Origin of the sequence: Desulfosporosinus sp. I2 (assembly GCF_000960765.1) — a bacterium.
Taxonomy (GTDB): Bacteria; Bacillota; Desulfitobacteriia; order Desulfitobacteriales; family Desulfitobacteriaceae; genus Desulfosporosinus.
The window spans coordinates 1-21,822 of record NZ_JYNH01000010.1; the positions used below are offsets into that span (position 1 = coordinate 1).

At 44.0% G+C, this 21,822-nt stretch carries 21 protein-coding genes, 2 pseudogenes and 1 riboswitch; of the genes and pseudogenes, 4 read left to right on the forward strand and 19 right to left on the reverse strand.

Going from position 1 to position 21,822, the window contains the following annotated elements; genetic code table 11:
* Positions 1 to 194, forward strand: a pseudogene (locus tag UF75_RS29595) (hypothetical protein); the annotation flags it as partial.
* Positions 195 to 245: 51 nt separating this feature from the next.
* Here UF75_RS29595 and lysA read toward each other — a convergent pair.
* The 8 genes and pseudogenes from lysA to spoVAC all read right to left on the reverse strand — a co-directional run bounded on the left by lysA (position 246) and on the right by spoVAC (position 8,687).
* Positions 246 to 1,580, reverse strand: coding sequence for a diaminopimelate decarboxylase (gene lysA / locus UF75_RS04455; RefSeq protein ID WP_045573402.1), 1,335 nt, complete (start codon positions 1,578 to 1,580; stop codon positions 246 to 248).
* A 104-nt stretch (positions 1,581 to 1,684) separates the two neighbouring features.
* A riboswitch (Lysine riboswitch) is annotated at positions 1,685 to 1,873 on the reverse strand.
* 77 nt (positions 1,874 to 1,950) lie between these two features.
* Positions 1,951 to 2,976 (reverse strand): acyl-CoA dehydratase activase, encoded by a 1,026-nt coding sequence (locus UF75_RS04460; protein WP_156146221.1) that lies wholly within the window; start codon positions 2,974 to 2,976, stop codon positions 1,951 to 1,953.
* Positions 2,963 to 4,113, reverse strand: a pseudogene (locus tag UF75_RS04465) (CoA protein activase). The gene UF75_RS04460 and the pseudogene UF75_RS04465 overlap by 14 nt, the downstream one beginning before the upstream one ends.
* Positions 4,055 to 5,098 (reverse strand): acyl-CoA dehydratase activase-related protein, encoded by a 1,044-nt coding sequence (locus tag UF75_RS04470; RefSeq protein WP_045573403.1) that lies wholly within the window; start codon positions 5,096 to 5,098, stop codon positions 4,055 to 4,057. The pseudogene UF75_RS04465 and the gene UF75_RS04470 overlap by 59 nt, the downstream one beginning before the upstream one ends.
* A gap of 49 nt (positions 5,099 to 5,147) precedes the next feature.
* Positions 5,148 to 6,626, reverse strand: coding sequence for a spore germination protein (locus UF75_RS04475; RefSeq protein ID WP_045573404.1), 1,479 nt, complete (start codon positions 6,624 to 6,626; stop codon positions 5,148 to 5,150).
* Between the two features lie 142 nt (positions 6,627 to 6,768).
* On the reverse strand, positions 6,769 to 7,131 hold the full coding sequence (gene spoVAE, locus UF75_RS04480; protein WP_045573405.1) for a stage V sporulation protein AE: 363 nt from the start codon (positions 7,129 to 7,131) through the stop codon (positions 6,769 to 6,771).
* A gap of 14 nt (positions 7,132 to 7,145) precedes the next feature.
* Positions 7,146 to 8,153 (reverse strand): stage V sporulation protein AD, encoded by a 1,008-nt coding sequence (gene spoVAD / locus UF75_RS04485; protein ID WP_045573462.1) that lies wholly within the window; start codon positions 8,151 to 8,153, stop codon positions 7,146 to 7,148.
* 66 nt (positions 8,154 to 8,219) lie between these two features.
* Complete coding sequence (gene spoVAC, locus UF75_RS04490; protein ID WP_045573406.1) at positions 8,220 to 8,687, reverse strand: stage V sporulation protein AC; 468 nt, start codon at positions 8,685 to 8,687, stop codon at positions 8,220 to 8,222.
* Between the two features lie 214 nt (positions 8,688 to 8,901).
* Here spoVAC and spoIIAA point away from each other — a divergent pair, with 214 nt between their 5' ends.
* From spoIIAA to sigF, 3 genes are read left to right on the forward strand one after another with little or no spacing between them, the layout of a single operon-like run.
* Positions 8,902 to 9,228 carry an anti-sigma F factor antagonist gene (spoIIAA, locus tag UF75_RS04495; protein ID WP_045573407.1) on the forward strand — a complete coding sequence of 109 codons (327 nt, stop codon included), beginning with the start codon at positions 8,902 to 8,904 and terminating at the stop codon, positions 9,226 to 9,228.
* A gap of 1 nt (position 9,229) precedes the next feature.
* Positions 9,230 to 9,667 (forward strand): anti-sigma F factor, encoded by a 438-nt coding sequence (gene spoIIAB / locus UF75_RS04500; protein ID WP_045573408.1) that lies wholly within the window; start codon positions 9,230 to 9,232, stop codon positions 9,665 to 9,667.
* Between the two features lie 14 nt (positions 9,668 to 9,681).
* Positions 9,682 to 10,488: an RNA polymerase sporulation sigma factor SigF gene (gene sigF / locus UF75_RS04505; protein WP_045573409.1), complete on the forward strand. Its 807-nt coding sequence runs from the start codon at positions 9,682 to 9,684 to the stop codon at positions 10,486 to 10,488.
* Positions 10,489 to 10,507: 19 nt separating this feature from the next.
* Here sigF and UF75_RS04510 read toward each other — a convergent pair whose 3' ends face one another.
* From UF75_RS04510 to UF75_RS04555, 11 genes are all read right to left on the reverse strand, one after another.
* On the reverse strand, positions 10,508 to 11,656 hold the full coding sequence (locus UF75_RS04510) for a D-alanyl-D-alanine carboxypeptidase family protein (RefSeq protein ID WP_045573410.1): 1,149 nt from the start codon (positions 11,654 to 11,656) through the stop codon (positions 10,508 to 10,510).
* 217 nt (positions 11,657 to 11,873) lie between these two features.
* Positions 11,874 to 13,667 (reverse strand): carbon starvation protein A, encoded by a 1,794-nt coding sequence (locus UF75_RS04515; protein ID WP_045573411.1) that lies wholly within the window; start codon positions 13,665 to 13,667, stop codon positions 11,874 to 11,876.
* Between the two features lie 168 nt (positions 13,668 to 13,835).
* Positions 13,836 to 14,627: a LytTR family DNA-binding domain-containing protein gene (locus UF75_RS04520; RefSeq protein WP_045573412.1), complete on the reverse strand. Its 792-nt coding sequence runs from the start codon at positions 14,625 to 14,627 to the stop codon at positions 13,836 to 13,838.
* A 13-nt stretch (positions 14,628 to 14,640) separates the two neighbouring features.
* Entirely contained in the window at positions 14,641 to 16,353 is a 1,713-nt protein-coding gene (locus tag UF75_RS04525) for a sensor histidine kinase (protein WP_052692988.1), read from the reverse strand.
* 86 nt (positions 16,354 to 16,439) lie between these two features.
* On the reverse strand, positions 16,440 to 16,937 hold the full coding sequence (locus UF75_RS04530) for a CoA-binding protein (protein ID WP_052692993.1): 498 nt from the start codon (positions 16,935 to 16,937) through the stop codon (positions 16,440 to 16,442).
* Positions 16,938 to 17,011: 74 nt separating this feature from the next.
* Positions 17,012 to 18,313: a pyrimidine-nucleoside phosphorylase gene (locus UF75_RS04535; protein WP_045573413.1), complete on the reverse strand. Its 1,302-nt coding sequence runs from the start codon at positions 18,311 to 18,313 to the stop codon at positions 17,012 to 17,014.
* A 46-nt stretch (positions 18,314 to 18,359) separates the two neighbouring features.
* The gene (locus UF75_RS04540) at positions 18,360 to 19,190 is read right to left on the reverse strand and encodes a purine-nucleoside phosphorylase (RefSeq protein ID WP_045573414.1); all 831 of its coding nucleotides are present in this window, start codon (positions 19,188 to 19,190) and stop codon (positions 18,360 to 18,362) included.
* Positions 19,191 to 19,194: 4 nt separating this feature from the next.
* Positions 19,195 to 19,668 carry a hypothetical protein gene (locus tag UF75_RS29845; RefSeq protein ID WP_242860107.1) on the reverse strand — a complete coding sequence of 158 codons (474 nt, stop codon included), beginning with the start codon at positions 19,666 to 19,668 and terminating at the stop codon, positions 19,195 to 19,197.
* A complete protein-coding gene (locus tag UF75_RS29850) occupies positions 19,625 to 20,371 on the reverse strand; it encodes a phosphopentomutase (RefSeq protein ID WP_242860108.1) in 747 nt (248 codons plus the stop codon). Before UF75_RS29850 ends, UF75_RS29845 begins: the two co-directional genes overlap by 44 nt.
* 24 nt (positions 20,372 to 20,395) lie before the next feature.
* A complete protein-coding gene (xerD, locus tag UF75_RS04550; RefSeq protein WP_045573415.1) occupies positions 20,396 to 21,289 on the reverse strand; it encodes a site-specific tyrosine recombinase XerD in 894 nt (297 codons plus the stop codon).
* A 152-nt stretch (positions 21,290 to 21,441) separates the two neighbouring features.
* Complete coding sequence (locus tag UF75_RS04555) at positions 21,442 to 21,675, reverse strand: hypothetical protein (protein ID WP_045573416.1); 234 nt, start codon at positions 21,673 to 21,675, stop codon at positions 21,442 to 21,444.
* Positions 21,676 to 21,822: the final 147 nt, after the last annotated feature.

Here is a 21,822-nt window from a genome sequence, read left to right on the forward strand (position 1 = left end):
TACCCTTCTATTCTTATTCTTTGCCAACCTATTCTTATGCGCCTACCGTCTCTTCCAAAGGGTTGTCCCTTATTTTGATCGCAACCCTTATTCTGGTTGCTCTAGATCTAGTATTAGTTCGCCCTCAGAAATCAAGGCCCGAAGTCCAAAGTTCCCTGTCCACCCCTTTATCCCTTGAATGGTTAACCCTCTAAAAAAGGACCCGTAGCGCACATTGTACGCCTACAGGTCCTTTTTTCATATAATTAACGGCTTGCCATATACAACTGTTTTAAGCGCTCCGGCAAGATATCATTTCGAAGCAAATCTGAATAAGTTTCACGTTTTACAATAACGTCTGCTTGACCATTCCGTACAAGAACCACTTCAGGCCTAGTAAGACGATTGTAATTCGAGGACATAGAATAGTTATAAGCACCCGTAGACGATACAGCCAGCAAATCACCAGGCTGAACTTTAGGCAAATCAATATCCCAAATCAGCATATCCCCAGATTCGCAACATTTACCAGTAATCGAAACAGTCTCAATTCCCTCTTCATTAGCGCGATTAGCAAGCACCGCTTCATATCGAGCTTGATATAGTGAAGGCCTAGGATTATCAGCCATTCCTCCATCGACTGCAACATATTTTCTAATTCCAGGGATCTCTTTAGTAGAGCCGATGGTGTAAAGAGTGGTTCCAGCCGTTCCCACGATTGAGCGACCGGGTTCAACAATAATTTTTGGACGCGGAAAGTTTTGCTTTGAGCAGGCTTCCTCTATCGCTTTGTGGACTGTTTTAGCATAATCCGAAATTTGGGCAGGATCATCACCTGAGGCATAATAAATCCCAAATCCTCCCCCGAGATTTAACTCTTGCAGGAGACAACTGGTTCGCTTTTGAATATCCGCCATATACTCAATCATGACCTGAACTTCATGTCGGAAAGATTCCAATTCAAAAATTTGTGAACCGATATGGGCATGAAGTCCTTTTACCACAAGGTTTGAATAAGATAAGGCCAAATCCAAAGCCCGATCTGCAGTGCCATCTGATAAAGTAAAACCAAATTTCGAATCGATCTGACCCGTCTGAATGTATTCATGGGTATGTGCTTCTATCCCTGGCGACACTCGGAGCAGGATGTTGACTTGGTGCTTAAGCTCTTGTGCTAAATCATTGAGTACACTCATCTCATAAAAATTATCAACGACTATTCGTCCGACCCCAGCTTTGATGGCCATGGTTAATTCATCTCGGGATTTATTATTTCCATGGAAATAAATACGAGCAGCTGTAAAATCGGCTTGCAGGGCAGTATAGAGTTCCCCCCCCGAGACAACATCCAGCCCCAGCCCTTCTTCCTCGATAATCCGACACATAGCCAATGTGGAAAATGCTTTTGAAGCATAAATGACCTCTGAATTATCAAAACCTTCCACAAACGAACTGTAATATTGCTGGCAGATATCCCGAATATGGGCTTCATCCATGACGTACAAAGGCGTCCCAAATTGATGGGCTAGCTCTACTGTGTCACAGCCACCAATTTCAAGGTGTCCTTGTTCATTCACTAATTGCGAACCGTGCAATCTCATTTTTCTTCCTCCCTTTTCTAAACAATAACTTCAATTAAAAATGGCAACAGAAGGAGGTCCTCTGTTACCATACACGATGCACGGAACAATGACCCTCTTCTCCTGTTGTGAGTAGTTCTCCACACGATAGCCTAGAGTATTGCACCGTATGACAGTCCTGTAGCTCTTTACTACAGACCCAGCACCAAAAAGCACGTATTTTTGGGCTTCGGCGAACTTCCCTTTCCCATGAATTCATCGGCCTTCGTAACCTTCTTCATGGTAATCTTGTCGTCCGCGCCTCTACCACACCCCCAAAGAGATGAGGTAATATGAAATTCTATCCATTAATAATACAGGGAATTTCTGCTTAAGTCAATCGAATTATTTGTTATGCTCCTCGTTGTCCCCTTTGTTGATCCGCCAACTTGTTATCGTTACTGGTACCAACTGTAAGAGACCACTTTCCACATCGATCTCCCCACCTTGCCAGACTTATCCCCTCTTGAATAATCTCTACAATTTCACAACGGTTTGCACACCCGGAGCACTCAAAACTTTTTGCTTGAAATTGTGTCTCAGAAAGTTTTAGGCCACGAAAACCAGTCGAGCTTTCTGGTCGATTTGCTAATCTTTCTTGGGCTAAAAACGCAGCACCCAAAGCACCCATGACTCCATAATGCTCCGGCACTATAATTGACTGTCCTAATTCTTCTTCAAAGGCCTTGCATATGCCAGGATTGGCTGCCACGCCCCCTTGGAAGAAAATCGGTCCCTTGATGTCTTTATTTTTACCAACGTTATTCAGATAGTTCCTGACCATCGCCTGACAGAGACCCGCCAAAATATCGGGAAGAGAGTGCCCTAACTGTTGTTTATGGATCATATCGGATTCCGCGAAAACTGAGCAACGTCCAGCGATCTGAACTGGAGTCTTTGACCTAAGGGCTAGAGGTCCAAATTCTTCAATAGGAATTCCCAATCTTGCCGCTTGTTGGTCAAGAAAGGACCCAGTCCCGGCTGCACATACGGTATTCATGGCAAAATCAGAAACAACTCCATCTCGAAGAATAATGATTTTCGAATCCTGCCCACCAATTTCCAGGATGGTTTGTACTTTAGGATTAACTCTTGAAGCAGCTACGGCGTGAGCAGTAATCTCATTTTTTACGACGTCAGCACCTAATAAAGTTGCCGCTAGCTGACGTGCACTACCAGTTGCTCCCACGCCAATAATTTCAGAAGAATTCGGAATTCGAGATCTTAATAGCTTAATTCCCTCTTGAATTGTTTGCATAGGACGTCCCTGCGTTCTCAGATAAAGTGCCTCTTTCAAGGTATTGTCTGGTCGCAACAAGACCATGTTTGTACTTACCGACCCAACATCAACACCCAGAAAGAATTTATCTTCCCCCAACTCCTAACACTTCCTCTCTTGTTTGTTCAATTCCTCGCAGCATAGTTGGTCTTTCCAAAAGATCAACAAACGCTTCTAAACGGGTTTTAATCCCCGCTTGACCCGTGTGTTCATCAACTATTAAGGTCATAATAGGTATCTTATAAGCTTCTTGAATTTTTGGTAAAACACTTGCGGCTACTATTTCAGGCATGCAAGATAACGGAAAAATTTGAATGATTCCATCAAAGCCCTCCCGTGCAAATTTCACGGCAGCTCCCACTGTTTCTTGACCATGTCCTCCTACAAAATGTGGTAAATATTGTTTAGCATAACCTGGATACGATTTAATAGAGCGATATCCCGGTGCAAGACCTTGAAAGACATGGTTCCCAACCCACCCCGAAAGATAAATTGAACGATCCACTTCTATTCCTAATCGTCCAAGCTCTTGCTCGACACCCATAGAAGAATAGGGATCAAGAATCGTGTATATCTCTCCAACGACTCCTATGCGTAGAGGTTTATAAATTCCGTCTACAGAGCTGCGTACATTTACTTGCCGTTCTCGAATAGTCTCTTGTACCCAGTGAATCGTATCAAAGATCCCCTTTTCCGACATCGTTTGTGCTAATCGAGCCTTGCCCTCTTCGTAAAGCTTTTCTGTATCCAAGGGAGATGGAAGCCTTGGCCGTGCTGCATGGATCAAATCTTCAATTCGATCTAACCCAACACTTTTGAGGTAGGAAAATCTTAGAGCCTTCAGGATTTTTATCCATGAATTTTAGTACCCGCTAGGAAACGGATGCGTTTGGCCAGCCCCAGCAAGCTTCCGTTAGGGGGTTCAAGAGTCACTACTTCATAATCATATCCAGCATCCCGCATGATTTCTCGTTCCACTTCGCCATAATAACCAAAGCGGCAGGGACCAATCCCTCCTGTAATCACAATCGTATCTGCCCCTTGATTTGCTGCTTCAATATAATTGCCCAGATTTAGTTTTAAGGGGAGACAGGCTGACTCTGGTGATAGCCTTGTTCCTAAATTCAGAGTTCGTTTACTATTGACTGGCGGGACCACTACCTCAACATTTAGGGATTCAAAGAGTGTTTGAATAACAATCCAAGCGTTCCCCATGTGTGGAAACGTAACCTTCATGGACCCTCCTCCTTTCGACCATATCCAAAAAGGCTTCTAACCGGGTAATAAGGCCAGCTTCACCACTGTGTTCATCCAGCGTAATCACCATATAAGGTTTATGTCGTTGACGGGCCTTTCGAGATAATAGTTCTTGAACTATTGAGTCTGTGCCACAACCGAAGCAGGTTAAATAAATAATTCCATCAATCTCTGGATCGGCCAAGAATTTGTTTCCAGCACCGTAAATTTGCTTAGAGTGACTCCAGAATAACTTTTTGCGCAACTCTAACAAATTCGTCTCTATTTCATTTTGATCAACATGTTGAATCAACTCCACCCTTGCTTTTTCACGAAGTTTCTTAAGGAGGTTCAAGTTAGCGTAGGATTCTTGAATTAAGTAGGAATGCCCAACAAGGGCAATTTTTAAACGATCAGGTTCGGGAAGCAATTGAGGGTTGGTCGGTTGAGGTTTAACCAGACAAGTCGATAGATTTTCGATTTCCCGAATGCTTTCCTCAAAATTCCACTCCGCTCCCCTAGTTTTCTGGAACTTTTCTTGCCACTTCTGACCCTCATAAAAGGCCTGTTTGATTTCAATTTTACTCTTACCCAGTGTCTCACCCATCTTTTGAAGGTCTTTTAAAACAAGACGTTGACCCTTACGCCAATTCAACGTGACTGTAAGGACTGGAATTCCCGTGGGAACCGAGGAAAGTAGGCTTTCCGGAATCCCTAAAAATTTGGGGCAGGTGTAGGTTTCTGCTTCTACACTGACCATACGGGGCAAGAAAACCCAATCAACTGCTTTAAGTGCTTGAATGTGCCCAGAAAGGAGCTTTAAAGGTAAACACGTTTCGTCGCTGGCATTCTTTAAACCGAGATCCATAATTTGTCGGTTTGTTGGCGGAGAGATTACCACTTCAATATTTAACTGATGGAAAAAACCAGTCCAAAAAGGGAAAAAATCAAAATAATAAAGTGCACGAGGAAAGCCTATCTTCACTTAACAAACATCCTTTCATGTTCCAATCAATTTGCCCTTCGTACCTCGCTTACGGCTGCCGGTCTTGATCTTGTGGTTTTAAGATACTTGGGCGTTGATTTTTAATGGGTACTGGAGAACGCACTAGAATAGCTTTCATGGCTTGAAGATCTAAAGGCAAGAGGGGCCACAGGTAGGGCACACCAAACGACTTTGTCCGCCATAAGAGAAAAAAGACAAGGGCAGCGCCGATCCAAAATCCCCAAAAATTAAAGAGACCCGTCATAATGACAAGAAATAACCGTGATAACCGATTTGCTAAACCCAACTCGTAACTGGGCGTTGCAAACGTTCCAACAGAAACAATGGCAATATACATTACCACTTCTGGGGAAAACAATCCTACCTTTACCGCAATATCCCCTAACATAAACGCTGCAATCAAACCTAGAGCCGTTCCTAAAGGACCCGGGGTATGAATTGTGCCTAGCCTCAAGAGATCTACCCCAAATTCAGCGATTAAGACTTGGGCAAGTAAGGAAACTTTAGCTGGTTTGGTAACGCCGATAAAATCTAACCATCCTGGTAGTAATTGTGGATTAAGTGCAGCACCTAGCCAAAGGGGAAGTAGAAAAAGGGCTGCAAAGATCCCGCCAAATCGAACCCAACGCAGATACGCCCCGACAATCGGTTCTTGTCGATATTCTTCTGCATGCTGAACGTGACTCCAGAAGGTCGAGGGTGCAATCATGACTGAAGGAGACGTATCAACCAGGATAACCACATACCCTTCCAATAAATGAATTGCTGCAACATCTGGTCGTTCAGTATACCGTACCCGAGGATAGGGATTCCATAATTTACTGCCGAGAATAAATTCTTCGACACTTTTCTCCGCCATAGGTATCCCGTCTATTTTAATGGCTTGAATATCTTTTTGAATCTTACTGACCATCTCCAAGTTAGTGACATCTTCAATAAAGGCAATACAGACGTCTGTCTTAGAGCGACCTCCTACTTGAACCAACTTCATCCGCAATTTCGGATCACGCAAACGCCTGCGAATTAAAGCTGTGTTCATAACGAGGGTTTCTGTAAATCCGTCACGAGATCCTCGAGTCACGCGCTCAATATCCGGTTCCATTGGCTGACGACTTGGGTAGGCGCGGACATCCACTATAATTGCTTTATCTTGACCCTCAACAAAGATGGCCATCGGACCGGAAAGAATGAAGTAAAACACTTTATCCATGGTTCGAGCATCTGAAACTTGTAAATTGACAATCCGCCCTTTAACCAATTTATCTAAGGCATTGACAATTAAATCTGAACGTTCCAGATCTATTAGAGCATCGAGTATCAAACTCACCACTTGGGAGTTGACCATCCCGTTGACAGAGTAAATGGCGATTCGTTTTCCACCCACGGACATTTCTCGAAGCACTATATCAAAACTATCTGGAACCCCTAATTCCTTATTAAGGTAATCCACATTTTCTTGATAATTCTTACTGACCGGAATATTTTTCTCGCTTGAATTATTATCCATGCAACTTCACCCCCTTATCGATGTTCGTGGTTCGTAGTTCGTGGTTCGAACATCAAATATCGAGTAGCCCTCTTGTCGTAGTTCGAAAATCACTGTTATGTGTTCGTATTTGTAATTCGAACCTCGAACCTCGAACCTCGTGTTATCCTTTGGGTTTAAAAGCCACTGACATTAAATACCCGAAAAACACAGCCGATGCGATCCCTACCGCGGTTGCTTCGACCCCCCCTGAAAAAGCCCCGATAATCCCACGTTTTCCAACTGCCTCCATAGCCCCTTTGGATAAGCTATAGCCAAACCCTGATAGGGGGATTGAAGCTCCCGCCCCACCTATTTTTATAAGAGGTTCGTAGAGGCCTAATGCCCCTAAGATTGCTCCACCCGTGACAAAGGTAACAAGGACATGAGCTGGAGTAAATGCTGGTTTTGTTAGATCCATAAGCAATTGTCCAATAACGCAAATTACCCCACCAACGATGAAGGCTGGAATAATCATAGCAAACATAGTTTCTACTCCTTTCAAGCATCAATAACAACAGCATGCCCAATTCCAGGAATGGACTCTCCCTGCAGCGAAGAGGTCGGACTATGTAATGCTCCGCTTCCCACTAGCATGACTCGCTTTAATTCTCCAACTTTGATTCGGCGCATAACGTTTCCAGCAAAAACTACTGCTGAGCAGCCACATCCACTCGCTCCCGAATGAACATCTTGGCTAGGATCAAAAACCATAACCCCGCAATCAGTAAATGCAGTTCCCATATCGATACCACTTTGCTTTAAAACCTCAGTAGCAAGTGCTAATCCAACTGCTCCCAGATCCCCGGAAGCAATTAAATCATAGTCAGTTGCTTTGCGCTGTAAGTCATGAAAATGATTCAGAATCGTATCCGCAACCGCAGGGGCCATGGCTGAGCCCATATTATTGACATCCTTTTCAGCGTAGTCGATAACCCTTCCAATCGTTGCGGATGAGATTCGAGGGCCTTCTCCTCTCCTCCCTAGAAGTACACTCCCTGCGCCTGTCACCGTCCACTGGGCGCTCATCGGCCTTTGAGTACCCTGCTCAGTTGGCGCACGGAATTGCCGCTCGGCTGTATCATGATGACTAGATGCACCTACTAAAACATTCCGAGCAAACCCTCCATCGATTAGCATGCTCCCTAAAGCTAGGCCCAAGGCCATTGTTGAGCAGGCTCCGTAAAGCCCGATAAAGGGAAGTGCTATCTTACGGGCCGCAAAACTTGAGGAAATGATTTGATTCAGTAAATCTCCAGCTAACATGTAATCAATTTGGTCCTTAGCAATGCCTGCTTGATCTATGGACCCTTGCATTGCCTCTTGGAGCATATTGCTCTCCGCAACCTCCCAAGATTTTGCTCCATTTAGCTGATCCTTCCATACTTTACTAAATGTTTTTCCTAGTGGGCCTTGTCCTTCTTTAGGCCCCACTACAGAATAGGAGGCTAAAATGACCGGAGGATTGGTAAACACCACGGTCTGATTTCCTGCTCGCTTCAAATCCATATCTGATTCATCCCCATTCATACATACAGTGTTTGGTCAAACCAGCCAACACGCTCCAATTTAGGGTTAGTGAATTAGAAAATATATGATTCCCACAACAATCGAAGTCGCAATACCATAGACAAGTACAGGACCTGCAACCGTAAATAACTTTGCTCCGACCCCTAACACATAACCCTCCCGCTTAAACTCTATGGCTGGAGAAACGATGGAATTAGAAAAACCAGTAACCGGAACAATCGAACCTGCACCTCCAAATTTACCAATTTCATCATAAATACCCAAGCCAGTTAAAAGTGCTCCTAAAAAGATCATCGTCGCTGTTGCAGCCGTTGATGCTTCAACACTAGTCAACCCAACACTCACAAAGAAATTTATGATCACTTGACCAATGGCACAAATAATTCCGCCCACCGCAAAGGCTCTTATAACATTTTTAACAATAGTAGGTTTGGGAGTATATTGTTGAGCTAGTGTTTTATAGTTTTCAGGGCTTACCGCGAGCGTAGGCTTACGTAAAGACTGGTTAGCCAATGTATTTCCTCCTTTCCTTTAATGACAGATAATTCCTATTATTAAACTGATTGACCAAAATTATACGAGAGAATCTTAAACCTACATTGAAAGCTTCAGATTCGACAGAGCTTTCTATGATATTCTAAAAAAATAAGCAGGAAAATTATGGATTACATCGAATTGATTAGTACTGCTAAAAGTAAGGGGGAATGGTCTTGAATCTTGAAAAAAAATAGAGCGCCTGACCCTAATCTTGCGCTTAGACGGCGAACTGGATATGTCCACAGCTAATATGCTAAGACAGACCATTGATGGTGAAATAGATAAGCGAGGAATTCGCACAGTCATTCTCAATCTTCAAAACGTCCAGTTCGTTGATAGTTCAGGTCTGGGAGTTATTTTAGGTCGATATAAAAAACTACTTCCTTTGGGCGGTAAACTCAAAATTACTAACGTACCTCCTCACATTTATAAAATCATGGAACTGTCAGGTCTGCCTAAAATCATCAATTTTTATCTGGATGAAGCACACGCTTATGAGGAAGGAAGGGGAGCCTAGTATGAAATCAAACCAGATCAACCTAACATTTTCAAGTATCGCAGAGAATGTAGGCATTGCCCGTTTGTTGATTGCTTCTGTAGGAGCACAACTGGATCTTCCACTTAACGACATTGAAGAACTAAAAGTCGCTGTTTCTGAGGCGGTCTCCAATGCTATTATTCACGGATACCGCAACATCCCAAACAACTTAGTCTATTTTGATTTGGAAGTCACTAGAGATACCCTCAAAATTGCTGTAAGAGATCGAGGGTGTGGTATCTCGAATGTCGAGCAAGCGATGCAACCTGCTTTTAGTACAGATCCAGAACGTATGGGCTTGGGCTTTGTCTTTATGCAATCATTTATGGACGACCTTCAAGTAGAATCTGTACTTGAAGAGGGAACAACCGTAACCATGATGAAGTACTTCAAGCAAACACCCAGCCCTACGCATTAGGGGGGCGGCAAATTATGATTCAACGATTATCCGAAATGAATCTCCCCCATTTTCCACTTCTCTCCGATAAAGAGATGATGCAACTCCTCCATGCTGCGAAAGAAGGAGACGTCGAGGCACGAGAAAGGTTGATTAATTGCAACCTTAAACTTATTTTTAATTTGGTTCAACGCTTTACTCATAGGGGCTATGAACTGGAGGACCTCTTTCAAATAGGGACAATTGGATTAATTAAAGCGATTGATAAATTCGATTTTACCTATGGAGTAAAATTTTCCACGTACGCAGTGCCTATGATTATCGGTGAAATCCGACGTTTTCTCCGTGATGACCATCCAGTGAAGGTCCCTCGTTCCTACAAAGAACTAGTTTATAAAGTCAATCGTGCTCGGGATGAACTTTCTGCGACGCTTGGCAGAGAGGCTACCATCGGGGAAATTGCAGCCAATATTGGGGTTGATCGGGATGAAATTGTCGCAGCACTTGAAGCAATCCAAAGTCCCACCTCGATCTACGACACCCTTTATCAAGACGACTCGGATCCCATATACGTACTTGATCAGCTCTCTGAAGAAAAGGGGCCAGAGTCTAGTTGGTTTGAAAAAATTGCCCTTCACGAAGTCTTAGACAAATTGCCCGAGCGAGAAAAGCGTGTCCTTATGATGAGATTTTTTGAAGATAAAACTCAAAGTCAAATTGCAAGTCTCCTCAATTTATCTCAAGTTCAGATTTCTCGCATTGAACGTGCCGCACTGCTTAGAATTCGTGAATTGGCGAAAATTAGTGATCGTTCAGATTTAAACTTCCCTGACTCAGAATGATAATTTTATAATTCATGACTTAATAACCGAAAACTCCTTTAAAAGTTCGTTCCAACTGGTCAACTAAACCGGCCTTTGCCACAGCATGATCCGCTATCAAATTTACGCTTGTCTGAAGTTGATCATTACGAAAGAGGAGAACTTCTCCTAATATTTGTCCCTTCTGAATAGGAGCATTGATTTCTGGGTTCAGCTTTGTCTCGACCCAGAAATTTTTATCTTTTCCTTTTTCCACTGTAGCGCCAAGGGGTTTTTCCGTATTGGCAATTACCTGATCTTCAACTCCCTTACGAACTGTAACAACACCCTGCTTTTCATTTGCGGGAGCAAATTGTTTAAACTCATATTTTGCAAAACCATAGTTAAAAATCTTCATGGATTCGGCAAAATGTCCTCTAACTTGAGGAACACCCATTACAACGCAAATCAACCTTAATCCATTTCTTTCAACAGTCGAAGCTAAGCAATATTTGGCTTCGTTAGTCCACCCAGTTTTAAAACCATCAGCTCCTGGATACCACCATAACAATTTATTGGTATTCCAAAGTTTAAATTTGCCGTCTCGCAAATCATATTCTTTAATACTAGTTAACTTTCGTATTAAGGGGTAGTTTAAAGCTTCTTTAGAAATCATCGCAAGATCATACGCGCTTGTATAGTGCCCCTCTGCCGGTAACCCGTAAGCATTCGCAAAATGCGTATTCTTCAACCCCAGTTCCTGCGCCTTACGATTCATTTCCTCTACAAAGGCTTCGTGAGTTCCGTTAATATGTTCCGCGACTGCAACACAACCATCATTAGCTGAACCAACAGCTATGGCAATCAACATTTGTTCTAATGTAAATGTCTCGCCCGGCTCAAGATAGATCTGAGAACCTCCAAGTTTGCTTGCATTCTCACTGGCGGTCACCTTGTCTGTTAATTTTACTTTTCCTGAAGCCACGGCATCGGCTGCAATCAGTAAGGTCATTATTTTTGTGACACTTGCCGGTGGCAATTCTTTATGAGATTCTTTTTCATAGAAAATCTCTCCGGATGCCGCATCCATTAAAATTGCACTTGCAGCTTCTGTCTGAATCTCAACCCCGAGCGCCGGTTGCACGCTTGCAAAACCAATATTCCCCAAGACAAGCAGCATGGTTAAAACAATCGCGAAACATTTCCTCATCATAAACCCCCTCAATATAGTGTGATTTTATTATTCCCAAAAAATAAAATTATATTGGACATATGAAATGAAATTGCACGTTCACCATAGCTCCCGGAGCTAATCGTAGATGAACAAGAAACAGCAAAAAACCTTAGGGTTGCTATCATCAGAAGAGCAACCCTAAGGCTTTAACATTAGATATAATTATTTAAAGGGAAAGTGGGTTTCGCAAGCTTTACTTTGCTGCAACTTTTTGAACCAATCCGTTAGAGATGGAAGAATACGTCTGTAAGATCTTGCGAATTGAATCGACAACTATGATCGCCGCCAAAATAATCATCAAACCAGCCAACACAGCGGGAAGGATTTGATGTTTTGGAATGTAGTTATTCACAATCGTCAAATATCCGGCAGTTGAAGACGTAATCCCCATGAAGAGCATCGGAATAAAAGTCGTCATCATATAACTTAGTTTCTTAGTACGGCGTAGAATCATGTTGGAGCCAATCGCCAAAGCCAACGTTGCCAGCAATTGGTTAGACACTCCAAAGATCGGCCAAATCGTTGTAATGTCTCCGCCATAGAGAAGATATCCCCAGGTAAAAGATACCAAAGCACTTAACACAATAGACAATATGATTGACTTAGAATTCTTTAACGGTTTATATATTAAACCCAGAAAATCTTGAGCAATATAACGGGCAACGCGGGTCCCTGCATCAATCGTCGTTAATATAAAGAGCGCTTCAAACATAATGGCAAACTGATACCAGTAGGCCATTAACCCTTTCATACCGGGAATACTTGAGAAGATGTGGGCCATTCCAACAGCCAAGCTTACTGCACCACCAGGACGTCCAGCAACATTTTCTCCCACCATTTGCGAAAGTATCGGTAAGTCTTTGACCTGCATCCCTAAGTTAGCAAAGACAGCCGGAGCGGTATTAATAGCAAAGTAATCTCCCGGAGCCAATACCGTAGCGGCAATAAGAGCCATCATCGCCACGAAGGCTTCCATGATCATTCCACCATACCCAACCAGCCTAATCTCCCCTTCGTCTTTCAACATTTTAGACGTTGTTCCAGAAGCAATCAGGGCATGAAATCCGGAAACTGCGCCACAGGCAATCGTAATAAAGAGGAATGGCCATAATTTCCCATTAATGATTGGACCGCCGCCATGGATAAATTGAGTAACTGCTGGCATTTGAAGTTGTGGGTGCACAAAGACAATCCCCAGCGCTAACGCAGCTATAGTTCCAATTTTCATATAAGAGCTGAGGTAATCCCGAGGGGCCAGAAGCAACCAGACGGGAAGGGCGGCTGCAACAAAGCCATACACTGGAAGAATGATTTCGAGCGTTTTAATATCATAGAAGAATAAATAGGCAAGAGGAGAATTCTTGATAACTGGTCCCAGCGCCACTGCTAAAAGGATCAAGACAACCCCGATGACCGAGGCCTCCCCCAACTTACCAGGACGCAGTTTATGCATATAGATGCCCACAAAAACGGCGATGGGGATCGTCATGGAAATTGTAAAAACACCCCAAGCATTTTTATACAAGGCATTGACGATAACCATAGCCAATCCAGCCATCGTAATGGTAATAATGAAGAGAATGGCAATCCCGGTAATAAAACCCGTGATCGGCCCGATTTCTTCCTTAGCTATTTCAGAAAGGCTTTTACCATCATGACGAATAGAGGCAAAGAGTACGACCGCATCATGGACCGCGCCTCCCAATACGGCTCCGATCAGTATCCAAAGTGTACCCGGCAAATAACCAAACTGAGCAGCCAATACTGGTCCAACCAAGGGACCCGCCCCGGCAATCGCAGCGAAGTGATGTCCAAAGACAACCCACTTGTTCGTCGGAACATAATCTTGCCCGTCCTCCAGGCGCACCGCCGGAGTAGTGACACTTGAATCTAGGGCAAGTACTTTGGCAGAGATAAAGGCCCCATAGAAACGGTACGCTAACATAAGAATTAGTGCTGCAGCAATAATGAGAGTTAAGGCATTCATTGTTTTTTACTCCTTTCACAATAAACTAAAACGTTATGTGCACAGTATACAATCGAATGGAATCGTTGCGTAAAATCGAACAAAAAACACAAGATTTGAGGTCTAATACACCCAAAATCCTGTGTAACTCTACGTCGTATTTATCTAGAGGCTGGTTGTTCGATTAGACTATAACCCCATTCGCTCACGAAAGACTTTAACATACGTTCTGCTAACCGGAATCTCACTATTATCGTTCATGATCAAATTATATGTATTGTTAAACCAAGGAATAATGGAATGAATTTGTTCCAGATGAGCTAAGTAACTTTTGTGAACACGCAAGAAGGACGACTTCAATATACTTTCTAATTCAGTCAAGGTGTAATTCGTTAGATAACTCCGTTCTCGTGTAACGACACGTACGGAACGCTCCTCAATGGTGGCATACAAAATCTCGCCAAAAGGGATGAGCAATATTTTTCCATTCTCTTCGATTTTTAACTTACTTTCTCGTCCCTCTACAGCGTGTAACGAGGTATAAATTTGATCTAATTTAGCCATAAATTCCCGAGTTTGACCCTGCTCGGTCATGGTTTGAATCCCTTCTGAAGTTCTCCCCTCTAGACGTTTCTTAATACGCTCTACGGTTTCCCATAAACGCTCCTCATGAAAAGGTTTCAAGAGATAATCCACTGCGTTAACGTCAAACGCTTCTATGGCATATTGGTCATAGGCTGTGGCAAAAACAATTGCTGGAGAGAACCCTAGCAGAGATAATTCCCTAGCGATATCCAACCCCGAAGTATCCGGCATCTGAATATCCAGAAAAATGGCATCTGGCTTATACTCTTGGAATTTTCGAATCGTTTCCTCTCCAGTTCCAGCTTCAACAACGATTTCCACACCGGGAATTTCACGCAATAAATAACAAAGTTCGTCTCGTGCAGGACGTTCATCATCCACCACCATTACCCGCATGCAATCTTCTCCTTTATTCCAGCATTTCAAAACGTTCTACTGCTGTGACAGGGGGAATCCTTAAAGTAACCTCAGTTCCCTTCCCTTCCCAGCTTACAATGTCAAAATCAGCTCTTTTTCCATATAGAATCTGAAGACGCTGTGCAACATTTTGGAGACCAATGCCCAGTCCCGAAGTCGATACTTCAACACCGGCATGGATACGGGTCAATTTTTCAGCAGGAATCCCCACACCATTATCCCAAATCCGCACCACCAGGATTTCTTCTTCGACAAGTGCAGAAATCAGGATCTCTGCAGGTGTGCTCATGGGATAAATCCCATGCTTGATGGCATTTTCGACGAGGGGCTGCAACGTAAGTCCTGGTAATCTCCAGTTTAATGCCTCATCCGTAATCTCCTCACGCACGCAAAGGCGTTCGGAAAAGCGGGCCTGTTCAATCGCCAAATAGGCACGGATATGTTCGCACTCCTCACGAAGCGTAACAATTTTTTCCCCACTTTTAAGATTCTTGCGAAAGAAATCTCCCAGTTGCAAAATAAGATGGCGCGCCTTTTCTGGATCAGTACGGCAAAACGAGACTACGGTATTTAACGCATTAAACAAAAAATGGGGATTAACTTGGGCCTGAAGCGCTTTAAGTTCTGCCCGCCTCACTAAACTTGCACGTGTCTCCAGAGTGGCTAATTCCAATTGCGTGGAAAAAAGCATGCCTAAACCAGCACCAAATTCCCAATCCACCGGGCTTATCCCCCGTGCCCGTTCCCGATAAATTTTTAGTGTCCCGACAATCGATTGTTGAAAATGGAGCGGAACAACTAATGCGGAAAAGAGCGGACAATCTGGTTCAGCGCAGCCAATTTCTACGCGAGTCGCGGCAAGCTTCAATTCACCTGAATCCAGGGCCTGATGGGTGGCCAGCGTCTGGATGGCATGTCCTGCTTCATGGTGATCGGAACCTTTTCCAACATGGGCTAGGATTTGATCTCGATCCGTTAAGGCCACGGCAGCCACATCGGTCTGTTCATAAATAATTCGTGCTACACTGCGTGCCGTTTCTTTAGTTAATCCTAAACGTAAGATTGGTAAGGTTAAATTAGCAATATATAGTGCCTTTTGCGCTTGAACCGCGCCAATTCGATCTTCTTCTTCCAATGATCCATTAATAACGGTCACAAAAATAGAAATTCCTATGCCATTCATAATAATCATAGGCAGCCCGATGTCTTTGACCAAATCCCAAGCCGCAGTATAGGGCCGAGCGATCAACAGAATAATAAGCATTTGGACGACTTCAATACCCATACCGATAAACAATGACCGTTTTCCGGTTAGGTTTCCAGAAAATTTCCGCCCCAAGTATCCGGCAATAGCTCCCTCGACGATCGTTGCAATACCACAGGCAATCCCAGTAAATCCACCCAAAAGAGCGCGATGCCCCCCAGCCAGTAGCCCTGCAGCAATCCCAACGAGAGGCCCACCGAGAAGCCCTCCAACTGCAACTCCAATAACCCGTGAATTTGCCAATGCACCTTTGATTTCTACCCCTGTATAAGTTCCTGCTATCCCAAGGCACCCAAAAAACAAAACCAGAAAAACCTTTTCCTGCGTATTCGCCTTGCCTCGCAACATACGCCTAAATAACTTCGTTCGAGTCATCAGATACGCTAACGTAACAATCAGACTAATATTGATCGCTAGGTCTTCGAATAATACCCAGAACATTATATATCCCCTTACCTTTTGTCACTCTCATTAAGATGATATCCAAATTTCTAAATCTTAAAGAAGATTTTAAATGAAAAAGGGCCCTAATACCTGCCAAAACGCTTCGCTGGCACCTTAACATCTCTTAGACCGTGCCAATAACAAGGACTAAAATAACGCAGGCTTATTTTAGACGGATAAGCTCTATGCCGTAACACACACCCGCGAATTACTTCAATTCCTGAGTTTTCACATTCTTGTTGAAGTTCCGGTGTCCACGTCTGTTCTTGGAACCAAATCTTGCTAACCCCTGCGGATACAGCGTCATTGACCAGCGAATCAAGTCTCTCCGGAAGTAGGCAGGGCACAACGACCGTCACCTTCCCAGTTAGTGATGCCAAATTTGGATAAACCTTACTCCCGTCTATGCGTTGGATTTCCTCTGCCACAGGATAAACCACACAGCCCAACTCTTTCAATGCCCTCCAAACCTTCCAAGCGTGTTTATGCTTTTTGAATTTTTCTACATCCCCAAGCGCGGCATACGTATCTTGAGTTGTCAACCCTTCAGCTAAAGGGTAATACTTCTTTTCCCTCACCATCATGAAATCCCCCTCCCCAATTGCACTCATATTATGCATACGTGAAGAAGGGGATTTTATGAATACTGAGCTGTTTACTGAATTACTTCTTCGATTAACGGAGGCAACTCAGGGGCTTCGTTCCCAACTGAAACTAAGCGATTAGCAAGCATAAGTCCCTCTGCCAACGTTTCCTTAGAGCTGCCATACAGTTGCAAGATGGGTTCTCCAGCTTCAACCCACTCTCCAGCTTTTTTAGCAAGGACAACCCCTGTTCCTAAATCTATTGAACTTTCTTTAGTAGCTCGCCCTGCCCCAAGGGTCATAGCCAAGATCCCAATTTTGTGAGCATCAAACTCTTGTACAAATCCAGAATCATGGGCAAGAATCGGTAGATTCCATGGTGCAATTTTTAGATGACGACCTGCTACCGCTTGAGCATCTCCCCCCTGTTCGGATAGAAAGGACAAGAATTTATTCCACGCAGCTCCACTAGTTAAGCTAGCACGTAACTTTTCCTTACCTTTCTCGACATCCGAAACGACCTGTCCGGCCACGAGCATCCAGGCCCCCAGTTCAAGACTTACCTCCATTAAATCGATAGGCCCTTTCCCTTGAAGGGCGTCTGCCACTTCAAGGATCTCAAGGCTATTCCCCACGGCTCGCCCTAAGGGTTGATTCATATTACTTAACACCGCAATCGTCTGACGTCCGAGTTCTTTTCCTATACCCACCATGGTCTTAGCGAGCACCCGTGCCTCCTCGAGAGTTTTCATAAAGGCACCTGAACCATACTTTACGTCGAGGACGATCCCTTGGGCTCCAGCAGCAATTTTCTTGCTCATGACTGAAGAGGCAATCAAGGGAACGGAGCTTACGGTCGCCGTGACATCACGAAGAGCATAAAGCTTTTTATCGGCTGGGACGAGATTCCCCGTTTGAGCGATAACGGATAACCCGATTTTTTTTACTTGTGCTAAAAATTCCTCTTGATTAAGTTCGACCCGAAAGCCCGGTACCGCACTTAGTTTATCAATAGTTCCTCCTGTATGCCCTAGCCCTCTGCCCGACATTTTCGCCACTGGCACTCCGCAAGCCGCAACCATGGGCCCAAGAAGTAGGGTAGTTTTGTCTCCTACCCCTCCAGTACTGTGTTTATCGACAAATCGCCCTCCGAGCGCGGATAGATCCAGTTGATCTCCACTTTGGGCCATCGCCAAAGTTAGGTCAGCAGTTTCATCAAGCGACATCCCCCGGAAATATACTGCCATAGCCCAGGCTGACATTTGGTATTCAGGGATAACCCCTTGGACATAGTTCCCAATAATGAAGCCAATTTCCTCCTTGGAAAGGATTTCTCCCTCCCGTTTCTTTTCGATCAGATCCACCATACGCATTAGAATCACTCTCTCTATATCACAATTCTCAGTTCTCAGGTCTTTCCTACAGTTCCTTAACCAGCCCTCGAACAAAGCTCACAAACTGCTTAGTAACCCGATCTGCAGTTTCCATTACTTCTGCGTGATTGAGTTTTTGGGGTAAGATTCCAGCGGCCATATTGGTCACACAGGAGATTCCCAAAACTCGCATTCCCCCGTGATTGGCTACAAGTACTTCTGGTACGGTGCTCATGCCAACCATATCAGCGCCAATCGTTCGTAAGAAACGAATTTCGGCAGGAGTTTCATAGTTTGGACCACTCATAGCCGCATAAACTCCTTCCTGGGGGCGTATTCCATAGTTTGGCATGATTGCTAACGCTTTTTGACGCCATTCCGGATCATACCCTTCACTGAGATCTGGAAAACGAGGTCCAAAACTTGATAAATTTGCCCCACGTAACGGATTATCCCCCATCATATTGATATGATCCTTGATAAGAATAAGGTCACCTGAACGAAATTCGGGATTGATTCCCCCTGCGGCATTTGTAACAAGAAGGCCCTTGACTCCTAGTCCTTGCATAACTCGAATCGGGAAGGTCACCTCATGCATCGCGTACCCTTCATAATAATGAAAACGCCCTTGCATGACGACAATCGGTAGACCATCCACCTTTCCGAAAACCCATTGTCCAGCATGCCCTTCCACCGTCGAAACTGGAAAATGAGGGATTTCCTGATAGGGAATGGCAATTTTCTCTTCGATCAGGTCTGCAAAAGAACCTAATCCTGAACCTAAGATTATTCCAAGTTCAGGTGATAGCCCTACCTGGTCCCTAAGGTAGTGTTGTGCTTCTTCTAATTTGGCATTCTGTTCTAGTTCCGAGATCATTAACTTATACCCCCTCAATTTCTGCGTAAAAACTTTTTCCATTGACGATCTGCTCAGTCCCTAAATATTCAGCGACAGTCGCCCCTAAATCTGCAAAGGAAGATCTCACTCCAAGGCTTGCACCGTGAAGCAGATTTAGCCCATAAACTAGTAAAGGCACGTATTCCCGAGTATGATCCGTACCTAAAATAGTCGGATCACATCCATGATCAGCTGTTATGATGAGCATATCCTCTGGTCTCAGGGCAGCGTAGATCTCTGGTAGACGAGCATCAAACTCCTCTAAGGCCCTCGCATACCCTTCTGCATCGTTGCGGTGACCATACAACATATCGAAGTCGACTAAGTTGCTCATGATCAATCCCTTTTCTACCTTTGTCATATAAGCTAAGGTTTTATCCACGCTTTCCATATTCCCCTTTGAGGTCACAAAGTCAGTTACACCCCGTCCTGCATAAATATCCTTTATTTTTTCCAACCGCACAGACCTCAAGTCCTCGTTCTTGAACAGATTCCAATAGAATTTTATGTGGGGGTAGCATCGCAAAATCATGTCGGTTTGGAGTACGATAATACGTCCCAACCGTACCGAGAAATGGCCTCGCAATCACTCGTCCAACTTGCATCTCGTCGGTTAGCATGTCGCGCGCAATCTGACAGATACGCATAAGTTCCGAAAGTGGGAGTACCTCTTCATGCGCTGCCACTTGAAAAACCGAATCTGCGGAAGTATATACTATTGGCTTTCCCGTCTTAACATGTTCTTCCCCAAGGCGCTGGATGATCTCTGTACCAGAGGCAACTTCGTTACCCAAGACCTCTCTCCCGATGGCTGACTCGTAGCGTTGAATAAAGTCTTTAGGAAAGCCATAAGGAAAGGTTGGAAGTGCCCTCTCCAAAATGACCCCCGCCATCTCCCAATGTCCAGTAGTAGTATCCTTCCCAACAGACTTTTCCGCCATTTTTCCATAACAACCTTCTGGCTGGTGGATAGCCGGAACACCCATGATTTGCTCAATATTACCCAGTCCGAGTTTTTGAAGATGCGGAAGATGAAGGCCCCCCCGAAAATCTGCGATGTTTCCTAAAGTATGGCTCCCAAGATCTCCATAATCGCCAGCATCAGGCATTTCTCCGATGCCTACACTATCTAAGACAATAATTATGGCTCTTCGTGACATGTTCTTGATTCACTTCCTTGTTCATTAATCCGCCCTTGGATGCGCTTTTCTAAAGACATCCAATAAACGATTTCGGGTTAGATGCGTGTAAATCTGAGTCGTAGCAATATCGGCATGCCCGAGCAATTCTTGCACAGAACGCAAGTCAGCTCCGTTATCAAGCAGGTGGGTTGCAAAACTGTGCCTAAACACATGAGGAGAAATCGTTTGCTCCAAATTATGAGTTTGTGCCCACTTTTTTAAGATGAACACGACTCCTTGACGCGTAAGAGGTTGACCATGGACATTCAAAAAAAGGATATCAGTTTTTTGCTTACCACATAAACGCTCTCTTGGACCGTTTAAATAACACATCACGTCTCGGACCGCAGGTTCTCCTAACGGTACAATCCGTTCCTTGCTTCCTTTGCCAATGCAACGAACATATCCGACGTCCAACGATACATCCGTCAAACGCAATCCGATCAGTTCAGAAACACGAAGACCACTACTATAAAGAACCTCTAACATTGCTAGATTGCGTAGATTAAGGTCTGTTTTATCATCTACTCTTAACAGGTTGTCCATTGTCACTTCTGATAACACCCTCGGAAGTGGCTGATTTAGTTTTGGAGTCACAATATAAGTACTTGGATTATCGTTTCGATGACCTTCCTCTTGCAAAAAGGCAAAAAATCCTCTCAGCGTGGCATTACAGCGAGCAATAGTACGAGGTGCCTTGCCATTCTCTTTACATTTAAGCTGAAATAAAAACAGATCATTGCCTTCACAGAGAGTGATATTTGTTTTCCTCTGTCTTAGAAAGCTTAAGAGTAGACGTAAATCTCGCTCATAGGCCTGCCTCGTGTTCTCTGAAAGCCCCCGCTCAACATGCAAGAAGGTCAGGTATTGTTCAATGAGTTGTTCCTCGAAGGTCACCCTTATGTCCCCCTTCTCGCCATTTTTGGCCGGCGGTTGCCTTAGTTGCACCTAAACTTCCAGAAAGTGTTACTGACAAATAGTGTTAAAAAGCTCCCTTTCTTTTATTATGTTCTACATAGCATGAGAGTTTTCCTTGTACCCGACAGAAGTCAAAGTATAAACTTTACTGAATCGTCTTTTCGAGTATAATTTTCGTCTCCCCTAAGGGGTACATCCACTCGCAATGGGTGACCAACAGGTTTTTGATCATTATGTAAGAGCGTTGACATCCAATTATTACAGACCATAACTAACTTGGGAAGAAGCACCGCAAGTAAAATAAGGAGGATTAAAACCCTTCCAAGATAAAGAAATAAATCACTCCAGCGTTTGGTTGGTGGCATTATACACTCCCCCCTATCCTTTAAACCTATGCACCGCCTGTTTGTACTTATCCTAGAAACAATATTCTTGATTCAGGTGGAATTTTTACCCCATCTGAATCTTAGAAGCTGTTATCCAGGAACTTAGTGCCCCTTATTCCGCGATGG

Coding starts and splice junctions, on each gene's coding strand:
- UF75_RS04525 (WP_052692988.1), bottom strand. CDS start 16,353: ATGTTCTGGGTATTATTCGAAGACCTAGCGATCAATATTAGTCTGATT.
- spoVAD (WP_045573462.1), bottom strand. CDS start 8,153: ATGGATTTGAAGCGAGCAGGAAATCAGACCGTGGTGTTTACCAATCCT.
- UF75_RS04520 (WP_045573412.1), bottom strand. CDS start 14,627: ATGCGGGTAATGGTGGTGGATGATGAACGTCCTGCACGAGACGAACTT.
- UF75_RS04515 (WP_045573411.1), bottom strand. CDS start 13,667: ATGAATGCCTTAACTCTCATTATTGCTGCAGCACTAATTCTTATGTTA.
- UF75_RS04510 (WP_045573410.1), bottom strand. CDS start 11,656: ATGAGGAAATGTTTCGCGATTGTTTTAACCATGCTGCTTGTCTTGGGG.
- spoIIAB (WP_045573408.1), top strand. CDS start 9,230: ATGAAATCAAACCAGATCAACCTAACATTTTCAAGTATCGCAGAGAAT.
- UF75_RS29850 (WP_242860108.1), bottom strand. CDS start 20,371: ATGTCACGAAGAGCCATAATTATTGTCTTAGATAGTGTAGGCATCGGA.
- UF75_RS04535 (WP_045573413.1), bottom strand. CDS start 18,313: ATGCGTATGGTGGATCTGATCGAAAAGAAACGGGAGGGAGAAATCCTT.
- UF75_RS04540 (WP_045573414.1), bottom strand. CDS start 19,190: ATGATCTCGGAACTAGAACAGAATGCCAAATTAGAAGAAGCACAACAC.
- UF75_RS04530 (WP_052692993.1), bottom strand. CDS start 16,937: ATGGTGAGGGAAAAGAAGTATTACCCTTTAGCTGAAGGGTTGACAACT.
- sigF (WP_045573409.1), top strand. CDS start 9,682: ATGATTCAACGATTATCCGAAATGAATCTCCCCCATTTTCCACTTCTC.
- spoVAE (WP_045573405.1), bottom strand. CDS start 7,131: ATGTTTGCTATGATTATTCCAGCCTTCATCGTTGGTGGGGTAATTTGC.
- UF75_RS04555 (WP_045573416.1), bottom strand. CDS start 21,675: ATGCCACCAACCAAACGCTGGAGTGATTTATTTCTTTATCTTGGAAGG.
- UF75_RS04475 (WP_045573404.1), bottom strand. CDS start 6,626: ATGGATAATAATTCAAGCGAGAAAAATATTCCGGTCAGTAAGAATTAT.
- lysA (WP_045573402.1), bottom strand. CDS start 1,580: ATGAGATTGCACGGTTCGCAATTAGTGAATGAACAAGGACACCTTGAA.